General features: G+C 69.0%; 27 protein-coding genes. 15 read left to right on the top strand and 12 right to left on the bottom strand.

What is annotated here, in order from left to right; translation table 11 throughout:
* Positions 1-6: 6 nt before the first annotated feature.
* A complete protein-coding gene (locus tag AC07OC_RS04180; RefSeq protein ID WP_218295150.1) occupies positions 7-198 on the top strand; it encodes a hypothetical protein in 192 nt (63 codons plus the stop codon).
* 15 nt (positions 199-213) lie between these two features.
* Here the strand turns inward: AC07OC_RS04180 and AC07OC_RS04175 are convergent, their stop codons facing one another.
* Positions 214-894 (bottom strand): arylesterase, encoded by a 681-nt coding sequence (locus AC07OC_RS04175; RefSeq protein ID WP_369642381.1) that lies wholly within the window; start codon positions 892-894, stop codon positions 214-216.
* 15 nt (positions 895-909) lie between these two features.
* Between AC07OC_RS04175 and AC07OC_RS04170 the strand changes: the two genes are divergently transcribed.
* The 4 genes from AC07OC_RS04170 to AC07OC_RS04155 all read left to right on the top strand — a co-directional run bounded on the left by AC07OC_RS04170 (position 910) and on the right by AC07OC_RS04155 (position 4,529).
* Positions 910-1,623, top strand: coding sequence for an ABC transporter ATP-binding protein (locus tag AC07OC_RS04170; protein WP_218295148.1), 714 nt, complete (start codon positions 910-912; stop codon positions 1,621-1,623).
* 90 nt (positions 1,624-1,713) lie between these two features.
* Complete coding sequence (rlmB, locus tag AC07OC_RS04165; protein ID WP_218338677.1) at positions 1,714-2,460, top strand: 23S rRNA (guanosine(2251)-2'-O)-methyltransferase RlmB; 747 nt, start codon at positions 1,714-1,716, stop codon at positions 2,458-2,460.
* Positions 2,461-2,494: 34 nt separating this feature from the next.
* Entirely contained in the window at positions 2,495-3,226 is a 732-nt protein-coding gene (locus tag AC07OC_RS04160; protein WP_255590812.1) for an SIR2 family NAD-dependent protein deacylase, read from the top strand.
* A gap of 136 nt (positions 3,227-3,362) precedes the next feature.
* Positions 3,363-4,529, top strand: a complete 1,167-nt coding sequence (locus AC07OC_RS04155; RefSeq protein ID WP_369642382.1) for an ABC transporter substrate-binding protein — start codon at positions 3,363-3,365, stop codon at positions 4,527-4,529.
* 90 nt (positions 4,530-4,619) lie between these two features.
* Here the strand turns inward: AC07OC_RS04155 and AC07OC_RS04150 are convergent, their stop codons facing one another.
* From AC07OC_RS04150 to AC07OC_RS04135, 4 genes are all read right to left on the bottom strand, one after another.
* Positions 4,620-5,240 carry a chromate transporter gene (locus tag AC07OC_RS04150; protein ID WP_218338674.1) on the bottom strand — a complete coding sequence of 207 codons (621 nt, stop codon included), beginning with the start codon at positions 5,238-5,240 and terminating at the stop codon, positions 4,620-4,622.
* On the bottom strand, positions 5,237-5,836 hold the full coding sequence (locus AC07OC_RS04145) for a chromate transporter (RefSeq protein ID WP_218338673.1): 600 nt from the start codon (positions 5,834-5,836) through the stop codon (positions 5,237-5,239). The genes AC07OC_RS04150 and AC07OC_RS04145 overlap by 4 nt, the downstream gene beginning before the upstream one ends.
* A 237-nt stretch (positions 5,837-6,073) precedes the next feature.
* On the bottom strand, positions 6,074-6,358 hold the full coding sequence (locus tag AC07OC_RS04140; RefSeq protein WP_218295142.1) for a 7(1) septoil knot domain-containing protein: 285 nt from the start codon (positions 6,356-6,358) through the stop codon (positions 6,074-6,076).
* 236 nt (positions 6,359-6,594) lie between these two features.
* Positions 6,595-7,227, bottom strand: a complete 633-nt coding sequence (locus tag AC07OC_RS04135) for a hypothetical protein (RefSeq protein WP_218338672.1) — start codon at positions 7,225-7,227, stop codon at positions 6,595-6,597.
* A 217-nt stretch (positions 7,228-7,444) separates the two neighbouring features.
* On the opposite strand from AC07OC_RS04135, the gene AC07OC_RS04130 reads away from it, so the two are divergent.
* Complete coding sequence (locus AC07OC_RS04130; RefSeq protein ID WP_494600426.1) at positions 7,445-8,764, top strand: cation:proton antiporter; 1,320 nt, start codon at positions 7,445-7,447, stop codon at positions 8,762-8,764.
* Positions 8,765-8,858: 94 nt separating this feature from the next.
* Here AC07OC_RS04130 and AC07OC_RS04125 read toward each other — a convergent pair whose 3' ends face one another.
* From AC07OC_RS04125 to AC07OC_RS04115, 3 genes are all read right to left on the bottom strand, one after another.
* Positions 8,859-9,908 (bottom strand): phytanoyl-CoA dioxygenase family protein, encoded by a 1,050-nt coding sequence (locus tag AC07OC_RS04125; protein WP_494600425.1) that lies wholly within the window; start codon positions 9,906-9,908, stop codon positions 8,859-8,861.
* A 95-nt stretch (positions 9,909-10,003) separates the two neighbouring features.
* On the bottom strand, positions 10,004-11,323 hold the full coding sequence (locus AC07OC_RS04120) for a type II toxin-antitoxin system HipA family toxin (RefSeq protein WP_492805303.1): 1,320 nt from the start codon (positions 11,321-11,323) through the stop codon (positions 10,004-10,006).
* A gap of 46 nt (positions 11,324-11,369) precedes the next feature.
* Entirely contained in the window at positions 11,370-11,678 is a 309-nt protein-coding gene (locus AC07OC_RS04115; protein WP_492805301.1) for a helix-turn-helix domain-containing protein, read from the bottom strand.
* 93 nt (positions 11,679-11,771) lie between these two features.
* On the opposite strand from AC07OC_RS04115, the gene AC07OC_RS04110 reads away from it, so the two are divergent.
* From AC07OC_RS04110 to AC07OC_RS04100, 3 genes are all read left to right on the top strand, one after another.
* Entirely contained in the window at positions 11,772-12,293 is a 522-nt protein-coding gene (locus AC07OC_RS04110) for a P-loop NTPase family protein (RefSeq protein ID WP_255594663.1), read from the top strand.
* A gap of 132 nt (positions 12,294-12,425) precedes the next feature.
* Positions 12,426-13,985 carry an amidase gene (locus AC07OC_RS04105; protein ID WP_494600424.1) on the top strand — a complete coding sequence of 520 codons (1,560 nt, stop codon included), beginning with the start codon at positions 12,426-12,428 and terminating at the stop codon, positions 13,983-13,985.
* 21 nt (positions 13,986-14,006) lie between these two features.
* Positions 14,007-15,152 (top strand): NAD(P)/FAD-dependent oxidoreductase, encoded by a 1,146-nt coding sequence (locus AC07OC_RS04100; protein WP_492805298.1) that lies wholly within the window; start codon positions 14,007-14,009, stop codon positions 15,150-15,152.
* Between the two features lie 31 nt (positions 15,153-15,183).
* Here AC07OC_RS04100 and AC07OC_RS04095 read toward each other — a convergent pair whose 3' ends face one another.
* From AC07OC_RS04095 to AC07OC_RS04085, 3 genes are all read right to left on the bottom strand, one after another.
* Entirely contained in the window at positions 15,184-15,399 is a 216-nt protein-coding gene (locus tag AC07OC_RS04095; RefSeq protein WP_218295135.1) for a YjfB family protein, read from the bottom strand.
* 91 nt (positions 15,400-15,490) lie between these two features.
* On the bottom strand, positions 15,491-16,906 hold the full coding sequence (locus tag AC07OC_RS04090) for a dihydrolipoyl dehydrogenase (protein ID WP_218295134.1): 1,416 nt from the start codon (positions 16,904-16,906) through the stop codon (positions 15,491-15,493).
* 156 nt (positions 16,907-17,062) lie between these two features.
* Positions 17,063-17,656 carry an IMPACT family protein gene (locus AC07OC_RS04085; protein WP_218338668.1) on the bottom strand — a complete coding sequence of 198 codons (594 nt, stop codon included), beginning with the start codon at positions 17,654-17,656 and terminating at the stop codon, positions 17,063-17,065.
* Between the two features lie 207 nt (positions 17,657-17,863).
* Between AC07OC_RS04085 and AC07OC_RS04080 the strand changes: the two genes are divergently transcribed.
* From AC07OC_RS04080 to AC07OC_RS04065, 4 genes are all read left to right on the top strand, one after another.
* Positions 17,864-18,061 carry a hypothetical protein gene (locus tag AC07OC_RS04080; protein ID WP_218295132.1) on the top strand — a complete coding sequence of 66 codons (198 nt, stop codon included), beginning with the start codon at positions 17,864-17,866 and terminating at the stop codon, positions 18,059-18,061.
* Positions 18,062-18,247: 186 nt separating this feature from the next.
* Positions 18,248-18,823 carry a TetR/AcrR family transcriptional regulator gene (locus AC07OC_RS04075; protein WP_494598133.1) on the top strand — a complete coding sequence of 192 codons (576 nt, stop codon included), beginning with the start codon at positions 18,248-18,250 and terminating at the stop codon, positions 18,821-18,823.
* Complete coding sequence (locus AC07OC_RS04070; RefSeq protein WP_218295130.1) at positions 18,820-19,170, top strand: SMR family transporter; 351 nt, start codon at positions 18,820-18,822, stop codon at positions 19,168-19,170. Before AC07OC_RS04075 ends, AC07OC_RS04070 begins: the two co-directional genes overlap by 4 nt.
* Positions 19,171-19,349: 179 nt before the next feature.
* On the top strand, positions 19,350-19,958 hold the full coding sequence (locus AC07OC_RS04065; RefSeq protein WP_255590805.1) for a pentapeptide repeat-containing protein: 609 nt from the start codon (positions 19,350-19,352) through the stop codon (positions 19,956-19,958).
* Between the two features lie 33 nt (positions 19,959-19,991).
* Here the strand turns inward: AC07OC_RS04065 and AC07OC_RS04060 are convergent, their stop codons facing one another.
* Positions 19,992-20,966, bottom strand: a complete 975-nt coding sequence (locus AC07OC_RS04060) for a bifunctional helix-turn-helix transcriptional regulator/GNAT family N-acetyltransferase (protein ID WP_255594662.1) — start codon at positions 20,964-20,966, stop codon at positions 19,992-19,994.
* A gap of 191 nt (positions 20,967-21,157) precedes the next feature.
* Between AC07OC_RS04060 and AC07OC_RS04055 the strand changes: the two genes are divergently transcribed.
* Both AC07OC_RS04055 and AC07OC_RS04050 read left to right on the top strand, forming a co-directional pair.
* Entirely contained in the window at positions 21,158-23,572 is a 2,415-nt protein-coding gene (locus AC07OC_RS04055) for a YgiQ family radical SAM protein (RefSeq protein WP_494600423.1), read from the top strand.
* 28 nt (positions 23,573-23,600) lie between these two features.
* Positions 23,601-24,392: a helix-turn-helix transcriptional regulator gene (locus AC07OC_RS04050; protein ID WP_494600422.1), complete on the top strand. Its 792-nt coding sequence runs from the start codon at positions 23,601-23,603 to the stop codon at positions 24,390-24,392.
* Positions 24,393-24,467: the final 75 nt, after the last annotated feature.

The following is a 24,467-nucleotide window of genomic DNA, read 5'->3' as shown; positions in this document are numbered from 1 at the left end:
ACTACCTTGGCAACACCCAACTACGGATACGAAAAACGCCAGCGCGAACTCGCCAAAAAGAAAAAAAAGGAAGAGAAGCTGAGGGCCAAAACACAGCGCCGGCCCGATGACCCGCAGGGGGACCAGCCCTCGGACGGTCAGCCGGCCGAGGGCGCGGATGCCCCTGCCGGTCAGCCCGCGGATTCCACCGGCGCCTGAGGCGCCGGGCCCATTTCAGCGCAGCAATTTCCTGAGTTCCGGCCATACGTTGGCCAGCATCTGCGGATGCGCCTCGGCGCGTGGGTGGATGCGGTCCGGCTGGAACAGGCGGGTCGGGTCCGCCCCGTCCGCCACGCCCTTCAGGAAGAAAGGGACCACGGCGGCCTTCTGGGCCTGCGCGACCGTGGCGAACAGGCCCGCAAACCGGTTCGCGTAGTCGGTGCCATAGTTGGGCGGCACCTGCATCCCCACCAGCAGCACCCTGGCGCCGGCCTTTTGCGCCGCCTGCGTCATCCACGTCAGGTTCTCTTCGGTATTCTTGAGCGGCAGCCCGCGCAGGGCATCGTTGCCGCCCAGTTCAATCACCACATGGCTGGGCTTGTGCTGCGCCAGCAGCGCTGCCAGACGCGAGCGCCCGCCCGCGGTGGTCTCCCCGCTCACGCTGGCGTTGACCACGGTGGCCGCCAGCTTGTCCTGGGCGAGCTGCTTTTCCAGCAGGGCCACCCAGCCCGTGCCGCGCGCCAGCCCGTACTCGGCGCTCAGGGAGTCTCCCAGTACGAGGATGAGAGGAGGGCGAGGCGGCGTGGCCGCGGCTTTCGCGCTGGCCTGGGCCCAGGCGGTGGGGGCGCAAGCCCCCACCACGGCGCCGGTGGCGGCGCTCAGGATAAAGTGGCGTCGATGCAGATCTCGAATCAAAGTAAAGAGCCTTTCATGTCCGAATCCCTCTCATCGCCCGTGGCATCGGCCACGGCGCCGTCCGCGGCACCCATTATTGCCGTGGAGCATGTCTTCAAGTCGGTGACGGATTCCACCGGAACGCTCGACATTCTGCGGGATATCGATTTCCGCCTGGCCTCCAGGGAAACTGCGGCCATCGTGGGGGCTTCGGGATCGGGCAAGAGCACCTTGCTGTCCATCATCGCGGGGCTGGACACCCCCACGCGGGGCACCGTGCGCCTGGACGGGCACGACCTCTTTGCCATCGACGAGGATGCGCGCGCCGCGCTGCGCGCCCAGAAAGTGGGCTTCGTGTTCCAGAGCTTTCAGCTCATGGGCAACCTCACCGCGCTGGAGAACGTGATGCTGCCGCTGGAGCTGGCCAACCGGCGCGATGCGCGCAAGGCCGCCGCCGACATGCTGGCCCGCGTGGGCCTGGGGCAGCGCCTCGCGCACTACCCCAAGGTGCTGTCGGGCGGCGAGCAGCAGCGCGTGGCGCTGGCGCGTGCCTTCGTGGTGCAGCCGGCGGTGCTGCTGGCCGACGAGCCCACGGGCAGCCTGGACTTCGCCACCGGCGAGACGATCATGAAGCTCATGTTCGACCTCAACCGCGAACAGGGCACGACCCTGGTGCTGGTCACGCACGACCGGGCCATCGCCGACCAGTGCGAGCGGCGCATCACCATCGAGGCCGGGCGGGTCGTTTGAGTTCAAGTGCTGTTTGCACTAAAGCGCAAGCAGTGCAAGCGCCTGTAGCTATAAAAATGATAGCTATGACGTGCAACGGATAATCACGCCATGTCCAGCCCCAAAGTTCTCTTCGGCTTTCACGCCGTGGGCGTGCGTCTGAAGACCGCGCCGAAATCCATCATCGAGATTTACTACGAAGCCACGCGGCGCGACGCCCGCATGCGCCAGTTTCTCGACCGTGCCCGCGAGGCCGGTGCCCGCCTGATCGAGGCCGACAGCGCGCGCATCGCCAAGCTGGCCGGCAGCCACGGCCACCAGGGCGTGGCCGCGCGGGTGGAGCCCGTGGCCCAGGTCACTTCGCTCGACGAACTGCTGGAGAACCTGGAAGCCGCCGGCATCGAGCAGCCTTTGCTGCTGGTGCTCGACGGCGTGACCGACCCGCACAACCTGGGCGCCTGCCTGCGCGTCGCCGATGGCGCGGGCGCGCATGCCGTCATCGCCCCCAAGGACCATGCCGTGGGCATCAACGCCACGGTGGCCAAGGTGGCCAGCGGCGCGGCCGAGACCATGCCGTACTTCATGGTCACCAATCTGGCGCGCACGCTGGGCGAGCTCAAGGAGCGCAACATCTGGTGCATCGGCACCAGCGACGATGCGCCCAAGACGGTCTACCAGGTGGACCTGAAAGGCCCCGTGGCCCTGGTGCTGGGCGCCGAGGGCGATGGCATGCGCCAGCTCACGCGCAAGACCTGCGACGAACTGGTGAGCATTCCCATGAAGGGCGCGGTCGAGAGCCTGAACGTGTCGGTGGCCAGCGGCGTGTGCCTGTATGAGGCGCTCCGTCAACGCTCCTGATTCCTGCGCCGGCCCGGACGACGCAGGAGGGGCCTTGCTGGACACCGTGAAGGACTGGGTGCGGCAGGCCCGCCACATCGCCGTGCTGACCGGGGCGGGCGTGAGCGCGGAATCGGGGGTGCCCACCTTCCGTGACGCCCGGACGGGCTACTGGGCCCAGTTCCGCCCCGAGGACATGGCGACCGAGGAAGGCTTTCGCGCCCACCCCCAGCGCGTGTGGGACTGGTACCAGTACCGGCGCGATCTGCTGCAGGGGGTGGCGCCCAATGCGGGGCATTTTGCGCTGGCCGATTTTCAGCGTGGCGATCCTGGCCGCCTCACGCTCATCACCCAGAACGTCGATGGCCTGCACCAGCGTGCCGGCAGCGCCGGAGTGCTGTGCCTGCACGGCGACATCTTCCAGGACCGCTGGCTGGATATGCCGCGCAACTGCTGCCATGTCGACCACGCCGTGGCGGGCCGTCCGCCATATTGCGACCGCTGCGGCAACCTGCTGCGCCCCGGGGTGGTGTGGTTCGGGGAGGCCCTGCCGTATGCAACGCTCGAGGCCGCGCAGCACGCAGCCGGGCGTTGCGACCTGATGCTGGTCGTGGGCACGGCCGGTGCGGTCTACCCGGCGGCCGGCCTGGCGCACCAGGCGCGCGCGGCCGGTGCCCGGGTGGCGGTGCTCAACCCCGCGCCCAGCGAGCTGGATGGCGCCGCGCATGCGGTGCTGCGTGGCACCGCCGCCACGCTCCTGCCGCAACTGCTGCTGGCCCGCGGCTAGAGCGCAGGCAGGTTCTTTGCTGCGGGCCGGCGGCCGTGGTGTGACGTGATGCGCACAGCTGTCGCGAAGCTGACAAGTGAAACCCGCATCTGCCTGTAGCCTGCGCCACCTTTGCACTACTTTGGGGCGTATCGACATGAGCCGTAGACACTTTCTTTTGCGCGCCACCCAGGCCGTGGCTGCCACCGGCTTGCCCGCATGGGCCCAGACCGCCATGGCCGCAGAAGAAGCCCTGACCGCCCGGAGCGTCAACCTGGGCTGCTCCATCGCGCTGACCGGCCCGCTGGGCCAGGCAGGCATCGAGCAGGTGGCGGGCATGAAGGCGGCGTTTGCCGAAGTGAACAGCGCCGGCGGCGTGCACGGCCGCGAGATCCGCATGGAGATCAAGGACGACGGCTATGTGGCCAGCCGCACCCTGCAGAACGTGACCGGCATGGTCGAGGCGCAGTCGGTGTTCGCGCTGATCTCGCCGCTGGGCACGGCCAATACCGCGTCCATTCTTCCGCTCATCGAATCCAAGGGCATTCCCACCGTGGGGCCCGTCACGGGCGCCACTTCGCTGCGCATGCCCGAAAACCGCCATGTGTTCTTCCTGCGCCCCACGTACCGCGAAGAGACGCAGCGCCTGGTCAAGCAGATCGTGGACATGGGCCTCAAGCGCATTGCCGTGGTCTACCTGGACAACCCCTTTGGCAAGGAAGTGCTCAAGGACATGTCCAAGGTGCTCGACGAGATCAAGGTCGAGCGCGCGGGCGAGTTTGCCCTGGCCGTGGATGGCAAGAACGGCGCCGAGCTGGCCGACAAGGTGGCCGCCGAGCGCCCGGGCGCCGTGCTGCTGGCCACCACCGGCACGGCCAACACCGCGTTCGTGCAGGCCTTTCGCGCCAAGGCGCAGGGCGTGCCGCTGGCGGGCCTGTCGGTCACGGTGATCTCCTCCGAGCTGCCCAAGCTCGCCGCTTCCACGCGCGGCCTGGCGCTGGTGCAGGTGTTCCCGGATGCCAACTCGCAAAAGTCGGTGGTGGTGCGCAAGTTCCAGAGCAGCATGAAGGCCACGGGCGGCGATGCGGCGTTCCTGAACAGCGGCAGCGCGCTGGAAGGCTGGCTCAACGGCCAGATCATGATCGAGGGCCTGAAGAATGCCGGCAAGGACGTCACGCGTGAACGCCTGCGCTCGGGCCTGGCCAGCATCCGCTCGCTGTCGTTCGGCGACTTCAACGTGGGCTTTGGCAACAAGGCGCCCTACATCGGTTCGGACGCGATCTACCTGGCGGTGTACGCGGAGAACGGACGCCGCATCAGCTAGGCGACCAGCAGCGGCCCAGCCCCCGCTGGGCCAGCGGCCTCGCGGGGCCCGCGCCGCCGCCGGCCCCGTGCCCGGCCGGCGCGCTAGACCCTAGACCCAGCCCACGGCCCCCAGCACGGCGCCCGCGGCCAGCATCCACAGCAGGTGCAGCCTGGTGCGCCACACCAGCACCACGGTGACGGCGCTCAGCAGCCACAGGGGCCAGGCCGTGGCCGGGCCGCCATGGGCGCGCGCCAGCACCCAGGAGGTGGCCAGCAGCAGGCCGATGACCACCGGCGCCATGCCTTGCTTGAAGGCGCGCACGCCCCGGCGCTCGCGGTTGCGGTGCCCCCAGCGCGTGGCCAGCCAGGTGAGCAGGCTGCTGGGCAGCATCACGCCCAGCATGCACACCGCCATGCCCAGCGCGCCCAGCAGCCAGCCGGCCATGCCGGGGCCTCCGGCGTTGATGCCCACGTTCCATCCCAGCAGCGCGATGAACAGCACGTTGGGGCCGGGTGCGGCCTGGGCGATGGCGATGGAGGCGTTGAACTGCGGGTCGGTCAGCCAAGCCTGGCGCTCGACCAGGAAGCGGTGCATGTCGGGCGCGGTGGCGATGGCGCCGCCCACGGCCAGCAGCGACAGCGACATGTAGTACAGGAAGAGGTTGAACCAGTCGGCGGGGCCGAGCGCGAGCAGCGGGGCGGTCAATGCGGTGGAGGCGGACGTGTTCATGGCGCGAGCTTCCTCCAGGTGAGCAGGCATGCCGCGCCGCCGACCACCGGCAGGATCCACAGCAGTGGCCAGCGCAGCACCACCATGGCCACGATGGTGAGCGCCACGAAGGCCACGCACAGCGGGCGGCCCAGGGGGTGTTTCTGGATGGAGACGAAGAGCTTGATGCCCACCCCGGCGATCAGCCCCGCCGCCACGGCGCCCATGCCGCGCAGCGCGCCCGCCACGGCCGGGTGGCTGGAGAACTCGGCATAGACTACGGCCAGGGCCAGCACCAGGATCAGCGGAAAGGTCAGCATGCCCGCTAGCGCCGCGAGCGCGCCGCGCAGGCCGAAGTAGCGGTCGCCGATCATGATGCTGAGGTTGACCACGTTGGGGCCCGGCATGATCTGCGCCACCGCCCAGTCCTCGACGAATTCCTCGTTCGTCATCCAGCGTTTTTTCTCCACCAGTTCGCGCTGCACCACGGCCAGTACGCCGCCAAATCCCTGCAGGGCCAGCCAGGTGAAGGACCAGAACAGGTCGGCAGGGTTGCGCGGCTGTGGCCGGGGCGCGGGTTCGGGGGGCGGGGACGGCAGATCGGTGGCTGTGGCCATGGGGAAAATTTGGTCAAAATGGCTACTAGCGCTTTTGCAGCAAGCGCTGGCAGCTATCAAATCAGGAGTATTCGGGGTGCGCGGCCCGGCGCGCGGCGCCCAGGCGCCATGTTACGCGCGCCACGCCGCGCGCGCGGGGGGCAGGCCTCGCGTTGCGGCAAGGCTGGGCCTGCGATTCGCGTCGCCAGCACCATGGCAGGGTGGCGTTGGGGCTGCGCCCTGGCCGCGCGCCGGGGCTCAGCCCAGCTTGCCGCGCAGCAGATGGTCCTTGTTGCGCCAGCCTGCCTGTTCGGGAGTGCCCACCTTGAACAGCTTCAGGTCCGCCTGGCTGGCGTGCCTGACCCGCAGGACCTTGAAGCTGGCCTGGTTCGCGTAGGCCACGAAGAACCAGATCGCATCGCCGCTGGCCTGCGTGGCATAGGCCACCTCGTGCCAGCACAGGTCGGCCAGGCTTTCGTGGGCGACCTCGCACACGCGCGCATCGGCCTGGTGCTCGTACTTCACTTCCAGGATCTTGGCCATGGGCATCCTTTCTGGCGGTCAGGCGGTGAAGGTGGCTGTGCGCAAGGGAAGCCGCCGCGCCGCGCAACCACCGGCCCCGCCACCCGAGTATCCGGGCTTTGGGGGCGCTGCGGTGCGTGCCCTGCGGGTCTGTCGTATTTTTGGGCCGAAACCGCCCTGAGCGCTGGTTGGGTCAGCGTGCGACGCTATCATTTTTGGAGGTTGTCGTGGAAATGCCCCCGGGCCTGGCCCGCCGCTCAGTCTTCCACCTGCGCGGATTCCACGAACACCAGCTCGCACGAATGCGCGCCCGAGTCCGACCGCGTGAGCGAGCTGGTCCAGCGCCAGCCGCTGGGGTGGGAGACCTCGACCAGCTTGCCCGTGATGCGGATGTACCCGCCCTTGCGTGCCTTCTTGAGCGCCCGTTCCACCGTGGGCGTGGCCGCGATCATGTGCATGTTGGCGGACGATTCGATGATCTCCTGCAGCGGGATGGGCGGCTGGTCGCGCCAGGAGTAGCGGTACCAGCGGTTGCCCTGGGTGATGCCCAGGGGCTCGTACACGGCCGGCTCCGCCATGCGCTTCCACCCCAGCGCCAGGTCCACGGGGGAGAGCTCGGCTTCCTTGCCCGCGTGGTAGTCCTCGCGTGCCAGCACCCGTGCGCGCACCGCGAATGCCGCCAGCGGCTTGACCTGGTAGCCCCGGAACTCGAAAGGCGCCTCGCTGGTGGCGGCCTGCACCGGGCTGTCCGCGAACTGCTGCTGCTGCGTCACGGCGGCGGGCCCCAGGCTCTGCAGCCGCTGGTCGGCCCGGTGCACCCGCAGCTTCTCGATGGCGAAAAAGGCCACCGCCAGCGCGATGGCGATCTTGAGGAGCATTGACAGGTTCATGCGCGGGCCGAAGAAGGGTTTGCGCGATTGTGAACAGGTTTCGGTACTGGCGGCATCCGCTGACAGCCGCAGGGGCCGTGCCCCGGCACAGCCTTGCCGGGGCACGGCCGTAAAGTGGCGTGATGAGCGTGCCATCTTTTCGCCACCCAGCCCGGCCCCTGCCCCCGTGCGCCAGGGGCGCCCTGGCCGTGCGCCGGGGGTGTGGCGCGGTGTCTCCATGAGCGAAGCCCTGCTTGTCCCGCTGGGCTTCCTGCTGGTGGGCCTGCTCCTGGTGGTGATGACACTGACGAGTTCGCTGATCTCGCGCGTACCGCTCAGCTCGGCCATCCTTTACCTGGCCGTGGGCGTGGGCATCGGCCCCTGGGGGCTGGGCCTGCTGGTGCTGGACCCGCTGGGCGATGCGGCGCTGCTGGAGCGGCTCACCGAGATCGCCGTGCTGATTTCGCTCTTCACCGTGGGCCTGAAGCTGGAGCTGCCGCTGCGCGATGCGCGCTGGCGCATCCCGCTGCAGCTGGCCACGGTCTCCATGCTGCTGACGGTGGGGGCCATCGCGGCCGTGGGCGTGTGGCTGCTGCGGCTGCCGCTGGGGGTGTCGGTGTTGCTGGGGGCCATCCTCGCCCCGACCGACCCCGTGCTCGCGTCGGACGTGCAGGTGGCCGACCCCCAGGACCGCGACCGCCTGCGCTTTGGCCTGACGGGCGAGGGCGGGCTCAATGACGGCACCGCGTTTCCCCTGGTGATGCTCGGCCTCGGGCTGATGTCCCTGCATGACCTGGGCGAGGGGGGATGGCGCTGGTGGGCGGTGGACGTGCTCTGGGCCGTGGCGGGGGGCGTGGGCATCGGCTTCGCGCTGGGCGCGGTGGTGGGCCGGGCCATCCTGTACCTGCGCATGCGCCACCGCGAGATGCTGGGGCCGGACGAGTTCATGGTGCTGGGCCTCATCGCGCTGGCCTATGGCACGGCCCTGCTGTGCCATGCCTACGGGTTTCTGGCCGTCTTCGCCGCCGGGCTGGCGCTGCGGCGCGTGGCGGCGCAGCCCGCCGGCCCTGCGCCGACGTTGGCGGAGGTGGAGGGCGCCACGGAAGTCGGGCACATGGAGCCCGCGCAGGCGCCGGGCCACATGATGCAGGCGGTCGAGCGGTTCAACGCCCAGCTCGAGCGCATCGCCGAAGTCGCCGTGGTGCTGGTGGTGGGCGCCCTGCTCACCGTGGTGAACTTTGATGCCGAGGTGCTGTGGTTCGTCCCCCTGCTGCTGTTCGCCATCCGCCCCTTGGCGGTCTACGCCGGTTTGGTGGGGACCCGGGCGAAGCGCTCCCAGCGCCGCCTCATCGCGTGGTTTGGCATCCGCGGCATCGGCTCCGTGTACTACCTCATGTACGCCATCACGCACGGCCTGCACCCGGTGATCGCGCAGCGCCTGCTGGCGATCACGCTGGCGGTGGTGGTGGCCTCGGTGCTGCTGCACGGCATCTCGGTCACGCCGCTGATGCGGCGCTACGAGAAGCGCAAGGAGGCCAGGCGGGTGGCCGAGGACTGAAGGGCGCCGGCCGCCGGCCACGGTGGATGCCACCCAATGCCGCCGGATGGAGCGGCGCCTTGCCGGGACGCGCGGGGCGAAGGGGCGGGCGGTGTCAGATCCAGGTGGCGTGGCTGGGGACGTGGGCGGGGGCCATGTTGATGTACTGCACCAGGCGGGGCCGCGCGCCCCGGTTCGGGCTGGGGCCATGGGGCAGGGCCTGGTGCCAGATCACCAGGTCGCCCGCGTGGGCGCCGATGGGCGTGGCGCCCAGCGCGTGCAGGTCCTGCTGGCGCGGGTCGGCGCCGGCGGGCAGGTGCTCCAGCCAGCCGCCCACCCGGCGGTGAAAACCCGGCACCAGGGTGAGGGCGCCCTGTTCGGGGGGCGTGTCGGTCAGGTACAGGATGCCCTGGGTGGCGAAGGGGATGGGCTGGTGCAGGCTCACATCCCAATGCATGCCCTGGCCGCCATAGGGGTAGCCCGCGCGTTCGGGTGGATTGAACCCGCAGCGGTCCGTGCTGCGCCACAGGTCCGCCGTGCCCCACAGCTGGGCAAAGGCCTTGTGGATGCGCAGGGAGCGCCGGTTGGCCTCGAAGGCGGGGTGCTGGAACAGCTGGACCATGGTGTTGCGCGGGGCGTGGGCATACCACGACGCCGTATCGGCGGGGTCGGCGCGCACCGCGTCCCACACGGCGTGCGCCGCGGCGGCGCTGTCGTGCGGCGGCACGGCAGCGCGCACCACCACGTAGCCATGCTCGTCCCAATGCGCCAGGTCGTCCGTATTCAGCACGGGCTCCATCGCGTCGATTCGGGCATGCAACTGCAAGGCCGCTTCGGGCGCCGGGCCGCCATCCACAAGGGCTTGAATCCGCGCCACGTTGGTTGCATCGGGCGCGCCCGCCGTGCGCACGATCCAGTCCTCGAAGGCGGCGAACTCCGGGGCCTCGCGCAGCACGTACTGCATGGTCTGCTCCAGCCCCACCCCCAGCGCGGCCAGCACGATCTGCGTGCGGTGGCCTTCCCCGTGGGAGCTCTGTGCCAGGCCCCTGCGGGCGGCCATCCAGCGGGCCCAGCAGCGCTTGAGGTGGGGGACCCGCAAGGCGCCCGTCTCCGTGTCTGGCGGCAGCTGGTGGGGCAGGGGCGTGGGGGCGGCAGCGGCGGACATGGAGGGGCAGGGGACAGGAGAATGGAAAGAGGGCACGGCCGATGGTGCACACGCGTGCCCGAGGGCGCCCTCACATTTTGCAACGTCGCCTGCTGTCAACGTGCCAGGGCCACGCCCCCGGCAAGCCGCTGGCTGACGGCGGCCCGCAGGGAATCGGGTGCATCCGCGATCAGGCGGGGCCATTGCTCCCGGGCCCGCGCCACCGTGTCGCGCAGGAGCGCCAGGTGGCGCGGTACGCGCAGCAGTCCGGCCGACTTCATGAGGCCTTCCATGTCGTCCCAGCTGAACGCGCGCAGCGCGCGGTCGATGGAGCGGTTCATCGCGTACTGGCCCTCGGGCACGCCCTCGAAGAACGCGGCCACGCACACCGGGTCGTACACCGGCGCCAGTTGCGGCACGCGCCCGTCGGGGTAGACCAGCGCCCAGTTCTTCAGGTGCGCATCGGTGTTGCCCATGAGGATGAACGCCACCATGCGCGCCAGGAACTCGCGTGTGTCTTGCACCGGCTGGCGGCTCAGGCGGTTGAGCACGCGCAGCATGGTGGACCAGTCCTGCAGGATGCCCTTGCCGTACTTTTGCCGCGGGGTGTAGCCCAGCACCTGGTTGAACTCCTCCATGTGCACGCGGGCGCCGCCGGGCAGGTGGTCAAAGCGCTGCACGGCCAATATCTCGTTGAAGGGCACGGTGCCCGGCAGGTCGGCCTCGGCGCGGGTGATGACGCGTGCATCGGCGCAGTGCAGGCCCAGCGCCTTGCACAGCTGGTAGCCGGCGAACTCGTTGGCCACCAGGTCGGGGTGCGCGGTGGTGGGCAGCTTGAGGATCACGCTGCCGGCCGCGCCCTGGCGGCGCACGGTGTAGCGGCGGCCGTCCAGCACCGCGCTGAACTTGGTGACCACGCCGGGCAGCGATGCGGCGTCTTCCACCGGGAACTCGACAAAGCCCGGCTCCAGCACGTCCAGCCCTTGCGTGGTGTGCCAGTGCCGCACCACGTCGGGGATGCCGTCTTGCGCGGGCACGGGCTCCACCTCCAGCGCGCCCATCAGGTCGTGGCCCGCGGCGGCCAGCAGTTCGAACTCGTCGTCGGGGCTGCAGCCGCGCTCGCGCGCCAGCCGCTCGCGGTTGTGGCCCTCGGGCAGCAGGTTCTGAAAATACACGGGCCAGCGCCCGTCGGTGCGCACCAGCCGTGCATCCCGCGCCGACGCCAGGATCTGCTGCGTGGCTGCCTCGTCGGCACCCTGAAAGCTGAGCGACAGGGTGGGGCGCTGCGGGTTGCGGATGTAGCTCTCGTCAAACGACACGCGCAGGATGTCGCCGTACTGCGAAAGGTAGCCAATCGCCTCGCGCCCGCCCGCCGCGCCGTCTGCCAGGGCGGGGCGGTGCAGGTACAGGCGCAGGTAGCGGATGGAGGTGCTCATGGGGCCGGGTATGCGCAGGCGCGTGCGGGTGTGGGCGCTGGCGGCCTCAGCCGGCGCGGCTCAGGCTGTCCACCACCGACGGCGGCGCGTCCACTCCCGCGGGCTGGCCCAGGAACTTGCCGCCCGACTGGATGAACGCCTCCAGGCTGGGCCGCAGGCTGCTGGGCACGGCAATGATGTCCATGCCCAGCACGCGGGCCATCTCGGCCAGGGTGGAGTAGCGCGGGTCCAGGTCGCCACCTTCGGTGCGCTGGACGGTCATGCGGGAGAGGCCCGCGCGCTCGGCGAGTTCGGCCTGGGTGAGCTTGCCGGCTTTGCGGGCGATGGCCAGGCTCTGAATGAGATAGTTGTTCATGATTATATTTATACTCTTTTATTTGAAAAAGATAAACATAGGTATCATTATCGCCATTGGTCTTGGCAAAAATACAGTTCAAGGAATCCACCATTGACCCAGCTGCTGCGAATCCATGTCACCGGTGCTTCAGGCTCTGGCACGTCCACGCTGAGCGCGGCCCTGGCCGCAGCGTTGAACGGGGCCCACCTCGACGCTGACGACTACTACTGGCTGCCCACCACGCCGCCGTTCACCAGCAGGCGGGACCCTACACAGCGCCTGGCCCTGCTCCTCGGCGACTTGCGCGCCAGCAAGGTGGCGGTGCTGGCCGGTTCCGTGGCCGGGTGGGGGCAGGAACTGGAAGACTGCTTTGACCTGATCGTGTTTCTCTACCTGGATGCTCCCGCGCGCCTCGCGCGCCTTCGCCACCGGGAGGCGCAGCGCTTTGGCCAGGCGAATCCTGCTTTCCTGGAATGGGCGGCTCAATACGATGACGGGGTGTTGCCAGGCAGAAGCCTGCAGAGGCAGCGGGACTGGCTCGCGGCACGGCGCGGTCCCCATATCGAACTGAGCTCGGACGCTCCCGTCCAGAATCTGGTGGCGGCTGTGATGAGGGCATTGCCCGGGTTCTGAAGCAACGGGTGGGGGCGCCCCCACCATGCCAAGATGGCGGCCGTGGGTTCGCGCCGTTTCACGCCCCGGCCAACACCGCCGCCAGCCGCACCAGCGGAAAAACCACAGAACGACGAAAGGGACACCAACGCCATGACCACTCCACACAACGCCCTGGTCGAGCTGACCGCCAATGAACTGCGCCACCGCATCGGCACGGGCGAGATCTCGCCCGTCGAGCTGCTCGACGCCTGCATGGCGCGCATCGAGGCCGTCAACCCGCATGTGAATGCCATCACCGCCACCTGCTACGACCGCGCCCGCGCCGAGGCCCAGGCCGCCGAGCAGGCGGTGCTGCGCGGCGAGCCGCTGGGCCTGCTGCACGGCCTGCCGCTGGGCGTGAAGGACCTGGAAGCCACGGCCGGGCTGCTGACCACCTATGGCTCGGAGATCTACTGCGGCAATATCCCGGCGGAGGACAACGTGCTGGTGGCGCGCCTGCGCGCGGCGGGCGCCATCGTCACCGGAAAGACCAACATCCCCGAGATGGGCGCCGGTGCCAACTCGCGCAACACCGTGTGGGGCGCCACCGGCAATCCGTTCAACCCCAACCTGAACGCCGGAGGCTCGTCGGGCGGCTCTGCCGCTGCGCTGGCGTGCGACATGCTGCCGGTGTGCACGGGGTCGGACACGGGCGGCTCGCTGCGCATTCCAGCTTCTATCTGTGGCGTGGTGGGCTTCCGGCCGTCGCCCGGCGTGGTGCCCAGCTCGCGCAAGCTGCTGGGCTGGACGCCGATTTCGGTGGTGGGCCCCATGGGCCGTACGGTAGAAGAGGCCTGCCTGCAACTGGCCGCCACGGCGGGTATGTCGGCGGGCGACCCGCTGAGCTACCCGCTGGACCCGATGAGTTTTTTGTTGCCCGAAGCGGTGGACCTGAGCCGCCTGCGCGTGGCGTACACCGAAGATCTTGGCGCCTGCGCCGTGGACAACGGCATCCGCGCCGTGTTCCGCCAGAAGGTGCAGGCCATGAAGCACCTGTTTGCCAGCTGCGATGCCATCGACATCGACCTGGGTGACGTGCACCGCTGCTTTGACGTGCTGCGCGCCGAAGCCTTTGTGGCCAGCACGCGCGAGGCCTATGAGCGCGACCCCACCAGCCTGGGCCCCAACACCCGCGCCAACTACGAGATGGGCGCGGCGATGACGTTGCTGGACAGCGCCTGGGCGCAGGCCGAGCAGACGCGCATCCTGGCGCAGTTCCAGAAGTTGTATGAGCAGTACGACGTGATCCTGGCGCCCACCACGCCCGTGTCGCCTTTTGCGTGGACGCAGCTGTTCGCCAGCCACATCAACGGCGAGCCGCAGGCCAACTACTACCGATGGCTGGCGCTGACCTATGTGACCACGTTGACCACGCACCCAGCGCTCAGTTTGCCGTGCGGGCTGGATGACGTGGGGATGCCGTTTGGTCTGCAGATCGTCGGGCGCTTTCGCGCCGACCGCCACACGCTGGGCGTGGGCCACGCGCTGGAGCAAGCCTTCAAGGGCATCGCCGGGCTTGCCCGCCCACGGCCTGACATCGCCAAGCTGATGCAAACAAACGCCGCGCCCACGCTGACCTCCATCGTGACCGGTGCGCCCGATCCGCGCGATGCGCGCAGCCTGCCGCGTGATGACCGTGCCACCTCGGCGGCGCAAGTGTCAGCGGTGTAATTCGAGCCAGGAGACAGAACCATGCAATCAGCGGACACCATCGTCATTGGCGCGGGCATCGCGGGCGCCTCGGTGGCGTGGCAGCTTGTACAGGAGCGCGTCGGGGGGCAGGGCGCCAGCGTGCTGCTGCTGGAGCGCGAATCGCAGCCCGGTTACCACACCACCGGCCGTTCGGCCGCGCTGTACATGGCTACCTACGGCACACCGAACATCCAGGCGCTGACGCGGGCGAGCCGCGCTTTTTACGACGCGCCGCCGCCAAAGTTCGGGTCGGACCCCATCCTCTCGCCCCGTGGCGTCGTCTACGTGGCGGGGCCGGACCAGCTCGACATGCTGAAACAGGCCTATGCAGAGGCCCATGCGATCTCGCCCAACGTGGAATGGGTGGAGCAGGCCGCACTGCTGGCCCAGCTGCCGTGCCTGAAGCCCGAAGCCGTGGCCGCAGGCATGAGCGAGCCCGAGGCGGCCGACATCGATGTGCACGCGCTGCACCAGGGCTACCTGCGTGGCCTGCGCCAGCGCGGCGGCCAGGTGCTGACGAATGCCGAGGTCACGGCCCTGCAGCGCGTTGGCGATAGCTGGAAGGTGACCCTGGCCGATGGCCGGGTGCTGCAGGCCAAAACCATTGTGAACGCCGCAGGCGCCTGGGCTGACGTGGTAGCGGGCCTGGCAGGCGTGCCGCCCATTGGCCTGGAGCCGCGCCGCCGCACCGCCTTCACCTTTGCCGTGCCCGAGGGCATGGATGCCACGCACTGGCCTGCGGTGATCGGCATCGACGAGAGTTTTTACTTCAAGCCCGATGCGGGCCAGCTGCTGGGCTCGCCGGCCAACGCGGACCCTACGCACCCGCACGACGTGGTGCCCGAAGAACTGGACGTGGCCACGGGGATTTATCACATCGAGGAAAAAACTACCTTCCAGATCCGCCGCCCCTCCCACACCTGGGCGGGCCTGCGCTCGTTCGTGCCCGATGGCGACATGGTGATTGGCTGGGACAACCATGTACCCGGCTTTTTCTGGCTGGCGGGGCAGGGTGGGTATGGGATTCAGAGCGCGGCGGGCGCCTCGTTGCTGGCGCGGCAGCTGCTGCGCGGCGAGCCACTGGCGGAAGAACTGGTGCGCGAGGGGGTGGCGCCGCAAGGGCTGTCGCCTGCACGGCTGCGATAGCTGCGCGTCTGCTTTTTGGCCGAAGGGGGCCTCAGGCGAACGTGTTGACCTGGGTACCCAGCGTGCCGGACGTGGCCAGCCCTGGCTGGGGCATGGATTGCTGCATGGCATCCAGCAGCGTGGCCGCTGACGTGGCCTGCATGTCCAGCGCCTTCTTCAGCACCACCATGTTCAGCGCATCGGACGTCTTGGCACTGGCCAGCGCGGTGGCGGTGTTGACGATGCTGTTGGTGAGGGCGACGTCCATGGTGATTCCTTGGGGTGATGGATTCATATCGGCATGCGTGCGGCAGGCTTGAGGGTTTTTACATATCCGGGCCCGCCTGGGGTTGCCATTCTCACTCCAGCGCCGCCGCCCCAATGGCTCCGCACGCCGCCAGGTCGGACGCGCGAACCCCGGGCAACTGCCGTGCTGCGTCCCGAAGCGCCGTGCGCAAGCCTTCCTCCAGCGTGGGGTGGTAGAACGGCATGCCCAGCAGGTCGTGCACCGTCAGTTTCTGCTGAATGGCCAATGCAAGCAGGTGGGCCATGTGTTCGCCCTGGGGCGCGCACATCTCGGCGCCCTGCAGACGGCCGGTGGCCCGGTCGGCGTGCAGGCAGATGCGCCCATGGTTGTGCTGGGCTGCCCGGGCCCGGCCCTGGTCGTCGAAGCTGGCCGTGCCCGTGATGGTGTGGACAGGGTCCATGTCGGCAAGGCGCTGGCCCACCATCGCGACGTTGGGATCGCAGAACACGATGGCCAGCGGGGTGCGGCGCTGAAAGCGCGCAGGTGTCTCCGCCAGGGCATTCATCCCGGCGATATGGCCTTCGTCGGCCGCCTCGTGCAGCAGCGGCACGTGGGCGTTCGCGTCCCCGGCCAGGAACACGGGCAGGCTGCCGATCTGCTGGGTCCGTGCATCCACCGTGGGCATGCCATGCTTGTCCAGCAGCACATCCAGGGTGTCCAGGCCCAGGTGCTCGATATTGGGTACGCGGCCCATGGCAGCGACGACCTGGTCCACCACCACGCGGTGGGAGCCGCTGCGCACTTCGATGCCGCCGGGCACTTCCCGCAGTTCGGCCGGGGCCCCGGCGTGCAGCACCATGTCCTTCTTGAGCAGCGCTGTCAGTTCGGCGTTGAGCGCCGGGTCGCTCAGGCCCGCCAGTGTGTCGCCGGTGGTGAAGGCGGCCACCTGCAGCCCGAGCCGGGCCAGCGCCTGGGAGATCTCCACGCCGATGGGGCCCATGCCAATCACGGCGATGCGGGGGCCGAGGCTGGGCTGCTCGAACAGGGTGTCGGTGGTGAGCATGCGGTCGCCAAACGCCAGCCATTCGTCCGGCACGCTCGGGCGCGAGCCGGTGGCGATGATGATGCTGCGCGTGGCATGGCGGGTGCCGTCGATGTCCACCGCGTGCGGGCCGGCCAGCGACGCGCGCCCGGATACCTGGGCGCTGCCCAGCCCGCTGGTGGCCTTCAGAACGCCCGCCACGAAATCATCGCGCAGGGCGCGCACGCGCCGCAGCACGGCCGGTATGTCGGCGGTCAGGGCCTGTGCGCCCCGCAGGCCGAATTCCTCGAATGCGTGGCGGCGGTGAAAGGCGTTGGCCGCCTCGATCAGTGCCTTGGAGGGCATGCAGCCTACCCGCGCGCAGGTGGTGCCCCAGGGCCCTTCGTTGACGATCAGGTAGCGGTCCGTGCGTTTGCGCACCTCGCGCAGGGCGGCCAGGCCGGCTGTGCCTGCGCCAATGATGATGGTGTCGAGCGGTTGGCTCATGGGTGGTTCCTTGGGAGCCCTGCAAACCCTGAGTGTCGCGGCCCGGCCGCGCGGCGCTTGTAGGCGCAAAGGCCTTTGTTGGTTCCCCCTGCCCGGGCAGCGCGGCGTGGCCGGCGAAGCCCTTGCCCTCGCGGCAGCCCCGAAAGGTGCCGTCGTTCAGGCCGCCGGCTCGGTCCAGCCCACGCGGCCCTGGCCGCAGTCGTTGATGCGCTGCACGAAGGCCGCGGCCCGCGCTTCGGGCAGGCGCAGCTGCACGGTGACCAGGCTGCCATGCCGCACCTCTGACAGTTCGGCCCCGGCCAGGTCGATTTCGCGGCGCAGCAGGCCTTCCAGGGCGTAGGGCACCAGGCACTGCAGGGTTTTCATGCGCTGCAGCGTGACCTTGGGGGCGGTGAGCAGTGCCTGCGCCACCGTGTCGGTGTAGGCGCGCACGAGGCCGCCCGCTCCCAGCTTCACGCCGCCAAAGTAGCGCACCACCGTGGCCAGCACCCCCTCCAGGTCCTGGTGGCGCAGCACGTCGAGCATGGGCCGCCCGGCCGTGCCCCCGGGTTCGCCGTCATCCACCGCCGCCGACTGGCCGCCCGCCAGCAGGGCCCAGCAGATGTGCGCGGCACCAGGGTGCTGCTTCCACAGCGCATCCACCGCGGCCTGCGCGCTGGCTCGGTCGGCCATGGGCTGCACGCAGCCAATGAACCGGCTTTTCTTGATGACAAGTTCGCTGTGCGCGGGCGCGGCCAGAGTGTGGGGCATGGGGCGCAGAGTGTAAGGGGGCGGCCCGTGTGTGAAAAAAGTCACAGCCCAGGGCCGCGGGAAGGGGTACGCCCGCGTGAAACGCCCGCGACCGTGTGTTCTGTCACACAGGAGTGCGGCGCGGATTCCTACACTGCGCATTGAAGCCCTGACTTACGCTGGCGCTCAGTTTTTTGCAGCGCCGAAGCCTTATAAAAAGGAACCGCCATGTTCGCCATCCCGTTCACCGCCCCGTCGCATGCCGCCTGGGGCCACCATCTTTTTGGCAGGTTCCTGTCGCGCTCGGCACCGCCCGCTGCTGGCGTGGCGGTTGCGCAGGCCATGCCTGCCGAGGCCGAAGCCGCGGTGGCGGAGGACGCGTTCCCGGATCTGGCGCAGCGGGTGCGTGAAGTCGGGGAATGGTAGCCAGGGCGACGGCGCTCGACGGGCGGCCCCGCCCTGTCCAGCACCCGGGCGCCTTCCTTCTTCCTGGGTAGCGGCAATGCAGGGCCGTGCATGGCCACGGAAAGTCCCCACGGTTCCCTGCGGGCTTTCGTCGATATCGGTCTGGCTCCTCGGTACAATAAACAATCCATCTGGATGGTTTGTTGAATGACCGAAGCACATCGCCGCCAAAAACAGCCTGAACTGATCCGCAGCCAATTGCTGGCCGTGGTCCGGGAACTCCTGGTGCGGGAGGGCCCCCACGCCGTCACGCTCGATGCCGTGGCCCAGCGGGCCCACGTGACCAAGGGCGGGCTCCAGCACCATTACCGCAGCAAGCAGGCCCTGCTGGATGCGCTGTCGGACCAGCTCTTCGAGGAGTTTGAACAGTGTTTTGCGAAAGCGCTGGACCAGGAAGAGGACACGCCCGGGCGCCATGCGCGTGCCTACATCAGGACCTGTTTTGACAGCGGCTCGGACAGCCGCCAGGTGGAGACGCAGCGGGCGATCGGCCTGCTGGCCCTGACGTCCGCGCCGTGCCGCCAGCGGTGGCATGCCGCGATGGCGGCGGCACTGAAGGCCGACGGCGACGATCCCCACATGGCCAATGTGCTGCTGGCCTGCCGCCTGGCGGGAGACGGGTTCTGGTTCGCGCAGATGCTCGATGTCTATGCACTCGACCAGCCGCGCAAGGCCGCCATCCTGGACATCCTCCTGTCCCTGTGCCAAGGAGGCCGGCCATGACCTGGAGCACGTCCGCGGGCACCTATCTGATCCTGGGCGCCGCCATCTTGCTGGAAGTGCTGGGCACCACGGCACTGAAGGCCTCCGAGGGATTCACCCGGCTGGTGCCGAGCACGGTCACCGCGGTGGCCTACATGGCGTCGTTCTACCTGCTCTCGCTGGCGCTCAAGACGCTGCCGATGGGCATTGCCTATGCGGTCTGGTCCGGTGTGGGCATCGTGCTGATCTCCACCGTGGGCTGGGTGTACTACGGCCAGCGCCTGGATCTGCCGGCCGTGATTGGGTTGGGCCTGATCGTGGCGGGTGTCCTGGTGGTGAACCTGTTTTCCCACAGCGTGGGCCACTGAGCAGCCGCCAAGGCGGCCCGGCTTGCGGCCTCGCGGCATGTCCTATCCACCGATTCCCGTTTTTGTACCTGTTTCCCATGAACCTGCGACCTTCCCCGTCCGCCGGGCCTTTCTGCGTCACTGGCCAGACACCTTCGAGAGCGCAACTGCAAGCGCTGCTGGCGGCAGGACATCCTGCCTTGCACTTTGAGCAATGCGACTTCGACGGGCTGGACCTGGCGGGCCTGCCGCTGCGCGGCGCCCAGTTCATTGGCTGTTCGTTCCTCGGGACCTCCCTGGACAAGGCGGATCTTGGCGGCACACGCTGGCTGGACTGCCGGGCAGGGCAGGCGCAGTTCCGCCTGGCGGACCTCACCGAGGCGCGCTTTCACCGCTGCGACCTGAACAACACCTCCTGGGACCGCGCCAACCTGGCCTCGGCACGGTTCGCCGAAGTCAAGCTCACCGGCGCGCATTTTCGCGAGGCCGGCACGCTGGGGCTGGGTTTTCACGATTCGCTGCTGGTGGGGGCCGACCTGCGCGGCGTCTCGTTTCGCAAGCAGACGGTGGAGCAGCTGGACCTGTCGGATGCCGATCTGGCCGGGTGCGATTTTCGGGATGCTGTGTTCGAAGGCGGAAGCCTGCGCGATGCGCACCTGAAGAACGCGCGCTTTGATGGCGCGGACCTGCGGTCGGTCGACCTGGGCGGGCTGCGCATCGCGCACCTGGCGCAGTCTTTCAAGGGCGCCATCATCTCGGCCGACCAGGCGGGGGTGCTGGTCAGCGAGCTGGGCATCCGGGTGGTGTGAAGCCGGCGAGGCGGCCGGATCGCCGGCGCTTTTCTACAGCCTGAGCTCCCAGGTTTCGCCCACGGCCTGCTGGCCGAAGCCCTCGTAGGGTTCCGACTTGACCAGCTTGAACCCGCGTTTGGCGTAGATGCCACGCGCGGCCGCCAGGCAGCTATTGGTCCACAGCACCATTTTCCGGTAGCCCTTGGCCCGCGCGAACGCGATGCACTCGTCGGTCAGGCGGGCGCCCAGCCCCAGGCCGCGCGCCCGGGGCGACAGGATGAGCATCCGCAACTGGGCCGTGCTGGCGGACTTGCGCACCACGAACACGGCGCCCACGCGTTCGCCCTCCAGTTCGGCGATCCAGCACCGCTCCCAGCCCGGCTGGAACTTGCGCACGAACTGCGCGGCGATGTCCGCCACCAGTGCCTCGAAGCGGCTGTCCCAGCCGTACTCGCGCCAGTAGATTTCGCCATGCTGCTGCACCACCCAGCCGATGTCGCCGGGCACGGGGTCGCGCAGCACGGCCACCTTGGGCGCCGCCGCGGCGCCGCTGGCGGGCTCCAGCAAGGCCTCGATGCGTTGCATGGCGTCCACCAGTTCGTGCCGCCGGGCCGGCGGCAACGGGGCAAGCAGCGCGGCGGCTTCGTCGCGCGAGCGCTGCTGCAGCGGTTCGAACGCAGCGCGCCCGGCAGGGGTGAGCGTGAGCACGCTCTGGCGCGCATCACGGGCGCTGGCGCTGCGCAGGATCCAGCCCGCGCCTTCAAAACGCCGCAGGATCCGGCTCAGGTACCCGCCGTCCAGGCCCAGGTCCCGGGCCAGCTCGCTGGCGACCGGCGCGTCGCGGTGGGCCAGCTCGTACAGCACGCGCACGTCGGTCAGCGAGAGATCGCTGCCCAGGTACGGGTCCAGCACGCCCACGCGGCGGGTGAAGAAGCGATTGAACCTGCGCACGGCCTTCACGGCGTCGGCGGCGACGGGCGCGCTGCCTGCGGCTGCGCTGGCCTGGGAGGATGGATTCGTGCTCATATATGCCTTTGTCATGTAATTAATTGACAAAAGCAAGTATATGCCTGATCTCCATCAAACCTTGGGGAGTGAAGGGCAAGTGCGTTCGGGGCGACAAAACACGCCTGCCAACGTAAAATCACGGGTTATCCACCACAGCCGCGCCCCACGAGGCCCCATCCGCACATGGGCTGGCCGCGCTCCCCATCTGAATGAACGCCCCCGTCGACGTCTCCTTTTTTGCGCGTGCCGCAAAGCCATTGACCAGCTACCGCCCGTACTGGGCCAAGCGCTTTGGCACGGCCCCGTTCTTGCCGATGAGCCGCGCCGAGATGGACAAGCTGGGCTGGGACAGCTGCGACATCATCCTGGTGACGGGCGATGCGTATGTGGACCACCCGAGCTTCGGCATGGCCGTGATCGGCCGCACGCTGGAGGCCCAGGGCTTTCGCGTGGGCATCATCGCCCAGCCCGACTGGCAAAGCGCCGAGCCCTTCAAGGTGCTGGGCAAGCCCAACCTGTTCTGGGGCGTGACGGCGGGCAACATGGACTCGATGATCAACCGGTACACGGCCGACCGGAAGATCCGCAGCGACGACGCCTACACGCCCGGCGACATTGGCGGCAAGCGCCCCGACCGCGCGGCCATCGTTTACAGCCAGCGCTGCCGCGAGGCGTTCAAGGACGTGCCCATCATCCTGGGCGGCATCGAAGGCAGCCTGCGCCGCATCGCGCACTACGACTACTGGAGCGACAAGGTGCGCCGCTCCATCGTGGTGGACAGCAAGTGCGACCTGCTGCTGTACGGCAACGCCGAGCGCGCCCTGGTCGAGGTGGCGCACCGCATCGCCGCGCGCGAGCCGGTCGAGCAGATCACCGATGTGCGTGGCACGGCCTTCGTGCGCCGGCCCGACGACGAGAGCGGCAAGGGCTGGTTCGAGATCGATTCCACCAGCGTGGACGAGCCCGGGCGCGTGGAGACCCACGTCAACCCCTACATGACGACCAGCGAGCAGGCGGCGGCGCAGGGCACCACCTGCAGCAAGGAGGATGCTCCTGATTCTGTAGCTGTTGGCGCAGATCCATCAAGCGCTGGAGGCCAAAAAGACCTTCAAACGGCTGAACCCAACCCCGCCATCCAGCCCATGCTGTTCGTGGCCAACCCGGCGCTCAAGGCGAAGCTCAAGGTGCCGCCGCGCGACAGGAGCGTGATCCGCCTGCCCAGCTACGAGCAGGTCAAGAGCGACCCGGTGCTGTACGCCCATGCCAACCGCGTGCTGCACCTGGAGACCAACCCCGGAAACGCCCGCGCGCTGGTGCAGGCGCACGGCGAGGGTGCCACCGCCCGCGACGTATGGATCAACCCGCCGCCCATCCCGCTGACCACGGCCGAGATGGACCACGTGTTCGACCTGCACTACGCGCGCGGCCCGCACCCGAGCTATGCCGACGAGAACGGCAGCCACGACGGCGCGACCAAGATCCCCGCGTGGGAGATGATCCGGTTCTCGATCAACATCATGCGCGGCTGCTTTGGCGGCTGCACCTTCTGCTCGATCACCGAGCACGAGGGCCGCATCATCCAGAGCCGTTCCGAGGATTCCATCATCCAGGAGATCGAGGACATCCGCGACAAGGTCAAGGGCTTCACCGGCACCATCAGCGACCTGGGCGGCCCCACGGCCAACATGTACCGCCTGGGCTGCAAGAGCCCCGAAATCGAGGCCGCCTGCCGCAAGCCCAGCTGCGTGTACCCGGGCATCTGTTCCAACCTGGGCACCAACCACGACCCGCTGATCAAGATCTACCGCCGGGGCCGCGCGCTCAAGGGCATCAAGAAGATCCTCATCGGCTCGGGCCTGCGCTACGACCTGGCCGTGAAGTCGCCCGAGTACGTGAAGGAACTCGTGCAGCACCACGTGGGCGGCTACCTCAAGATCGCGCCCGAGCACACCGAGCAGGGCCCGCTGACCAAGATGATGAAGCCGGGCATCGGCAGCTATGACAAGTTCAAGCAGATGTTCGAGAAGTTCAGCGAAGAGGCGGGCAAGAAGCAGTTCCTGATCCCCTATTTCATCGCCGCGCACCCGGGCACCAGCGACGAGGACATGATGAACCTCGCCATCTGGCTCAAGAAGAACGGTTTTCGCGCCGACCAGGTGCAGACCTTCTACCCGAGCCCCATGGCCACGGCCACGGCCATGTACCACAGCAACAAGAACCCGCTGCGCAAGATCACGCGCGAGAGCGAGACCGTGGACATCGTGCGTGGCGAAAAGCGCCGCCGCCTGCACAAGGCCTTCCTGCGCTACCACGACCCGAACAACTGGCCGCTGCTGCGCGATGCGCTCAAGGCCATGGGCCGGGCTGACCTCATTGGCAACGGCAAGCACCACCTGATCCCGACCTTCCAGCCGCTGACCGATGGCGGCTACCAGAGCGCCCGGCGCAAGAATTCCACCCCCACCGGTGCCAAGGCTGCCGTGGTGCCCGCATCGCGCAGCGTGCAGCAGCCCACCAAGGGCCGCATCCTGACCCAGCACACCGGCCTGCCACCGCGCGTGACAGGGGGCGCCACCGCGTCCGGCGGCGGCAAGAGCGGCAAGGCATTCAAGAAGGCCCGCTAGGCGGGCCGCCACGCGCGCCACACCCGCCATGCCCCAGCAACGCACCCTGCTGCACGCCGGCGCCGCATGGAAGGTCGAGCGGGTTCTCAAGCATGCCGCGCCCGTGCGGTGGAGCGCGACCTACGAAGCAGCCTCCGGGCGCTGGGTGCTGCCCATGGACGGGCTGTCCGAGTTCCAGATGGCAGGGCAGGTGGTCCTGCTCGACGGCCTGACGGCCCTGGGTTTGCCGCAGGGGCTGCCCTACCAGATGCGGCCCCTGCAGCCCACGCCGCAGACCAGCATCGTGGTGAGCACGCAGGGGAATGGGCCGGTGGGCGCCCCGGGCAACCAGAACAACCTGTGGCCGCGCGTGCGCATGCTCACGCCGCGCCTGCTGTGGCGCCTGCGCATGCACTGGCGGGCGCTGGCCGATGGGCGCCCGCTGCCCGCCGGGGGCGCGGCGTTCGATGTGCCGCAGGGCACGCCGCCGCATTCGGCGCCGCGGACGGTAGGGCGCGCGCGGCGCTTCATGGCCCAACGGGTGGCCCTGGCCGATGGCGAGCGGTGGTCCCTGCAGGATGCGGCGGACGCGGCCGGCTGCTCGGCGTTTCACCTCGCCCACCTGTTTCGGCGGCATCTGGGCCTGGGCCTGCACGGCTACCGCCAGCGCCTGCGGATGGCGGCCGCGCTGCAGCGGCTGGAGGCGGGTGAATCGGACCTGGCCGCGCTGGCGCACGACCTGGGGTACTGCAGCCAGAGCCACCTGGGCGCTGTCTTTCGCGCCGAGGTGGGCGTGACGCTGGCGCAGGCGCGGTCCGCGCTGCAGGGGCGGGGCGGGTAGACCCCGCGAAAGCCTGCCAAGCCCGCGGCCGCGCGAAGCGCAGGATTCTGATATCCCGCCGGGGCCATGGGCGCG

Source organism: Acidovorax sp. GW821-FHT10E04, assembly GCF_059415185.1.
Note: the sequence above shows the minus strand (reverse complement) of the source record. Positions and strands in the feature narration are given on the sequence as shown.

Bases quoted from the DNA above. Each gene is read 5' to 3' on its own strand.
- AC07OC_RS04170 (WP_218295148.1), top strand. From the start codon at position 910: ATGTCCGAATCCCTCTCATCGCCCGTGGCATCGGCCACGGCGCCGTCC.
- rlmB (WP_218338677.1), top strand. From the start codon at position 1,714: ATGTCCAGCCCCAAAGTTCTCTTCGGCTTTCACGCCGTGGGCGTGCGT.
- AC07OC_RS04155 (WP_369642382.1), top strand. From the start codon at position 3,363: ATGAGCCGTAGACACTTTCTTTTGCGCGCCACCCAGGCCGTGGCTGCC.
- AC07OC_RS04150 (WP_218338674.1), bottom strand. From the start codon at position 5,240: ATGAACACGTCCGCCTCCACCGCATTGACCGCCCCGCTGCTCGCGCTC.
- AC07OC_RS04145 (WP_218338673.1), bottom strand. From the start codon at position 5,836: ATGGCCACAGCCACCGATCTGCCGTCCCCGCCCCCCGAACCCGCGCCC.
- AC07OC_RS04140 (WP_218295142.1), bottom strand. From the start codon at position 6,358: ATGGCCAAGATCCTGGAAGTGAAGTACGAGCACCAGGCCGATGCGCGC.
- AC07OC_RS04135 (WP_218338672.1), bottom strand. From the start codon at position 7,227: ATGAACCTGTCAATGCTCCTCAAGATCGCCATCGCGCTGGCGGTGGCC.
- AC07OC_RS04130 (WP_494600426.1), top strand. From the start codon at position 7,445: ATGAGCGAAGCCCTGCTTGTCCCGCTGGGCTTCCTGCTGGTGGGCCTG.
- AC07OC_RS04125 (WP_494600425.1), bottom strand. From the start codon at position 9,908: ATGTCCGCCGCTGCCGCCCCCACGCCCCTGCCCCACCAGCTGCCGCCA.
- AC07OC_RS04120 (WP_492805303.1), bottom strand. From the start codon at position 11,323: ATGAGCACCTCCATCCGCTACCTGCGCCTGTACCTGCACCGCCCCGCC.
- AC07OC_RS04115 (WP_492805301.1), bottom strand. From the start codon at position 11,678: ATGAACAACTATCTCATTCAGAGCCTGGCCATCGCCCGCAAAGCCGGC.
- AC07OC_RS04105 (WP_494600424.1), top strand. From the start codon at position 12,426: ATGACCACTCCACACAACGCCCTGGTCGAGCTGACCGCCAATGAACTG.
- AC07OC_RS04100 (WP_492805298.1), top strand. From the start codon at position 14,007: ATGCAATCAGCGGACACCATCGTCATTGGCGCGGGCATCGCGGGCGCC.
- AC07OC_RS04095 (WP_218295135.1), bottom strand. From the start codon at position 15,399: ATGGACGTCGCCCTCACCAACAGCATCGTCAACACCGCCACCGCGCTG.
- AC07OC_RS04090 (WP_218295134.1), bottom strand. From the start codon at position 16,906: ATGAGCCAACCGCTCGACACCATCATCATTGGCGCAGGCACAGCCGGC.
- AC07OC_RS04085 (WP_218338668.1), bottom strand. From the start codon at position 17,656: ATGCCCCACACTCTGGCCGCGCCCGCGCACAGCGAACTTGTCATCAAG.
- AC07OC_RS04080 (WP_218295132.1), top strand. From the start codon at position 17,864: ATGTTCGCCATCCCGTTCACCGCCCCGTCGCATGCCGCCTGGGGCCAC.
- AC07OC_RS04075 (WP_494598133.1), top strand. From the start codon at position 18,248: ATGACCGAAGCACATCGCCGCCAAAAACAGCCTGAACTGATCCGCAGC.
- AC07OC_RS04070 (WP_218295130.1), top strand. From the start codon at position 18,820: ATGACCTGGAGCACGTCCGCGGGCACCTATCTGATCCTGGGCGCCGCC.
- AC07OC_RS04060 (WP_255594662.1), bottom strand. From the start codon at position 20,966: ATGAGCACGAATCCATCCTCCCAGGCCAGCGCAGCCGCAGGCAGCGCG.
- AC07OC_RS04055 (WP_494600423.1), top strand. From the start codon at position 21,158: ATGAACGCCCCCGTCGACGTCTCCTTTTTTGCGCGTGCCGCAAAGCCA.
- AC07OC_RS04050 (WP_494600422.1), top strand. From the start codon at position 23,601: ATGCCCCAGCAACGCACCCTGCTGCACGCCGGCGCCGCATGGAAGGTC.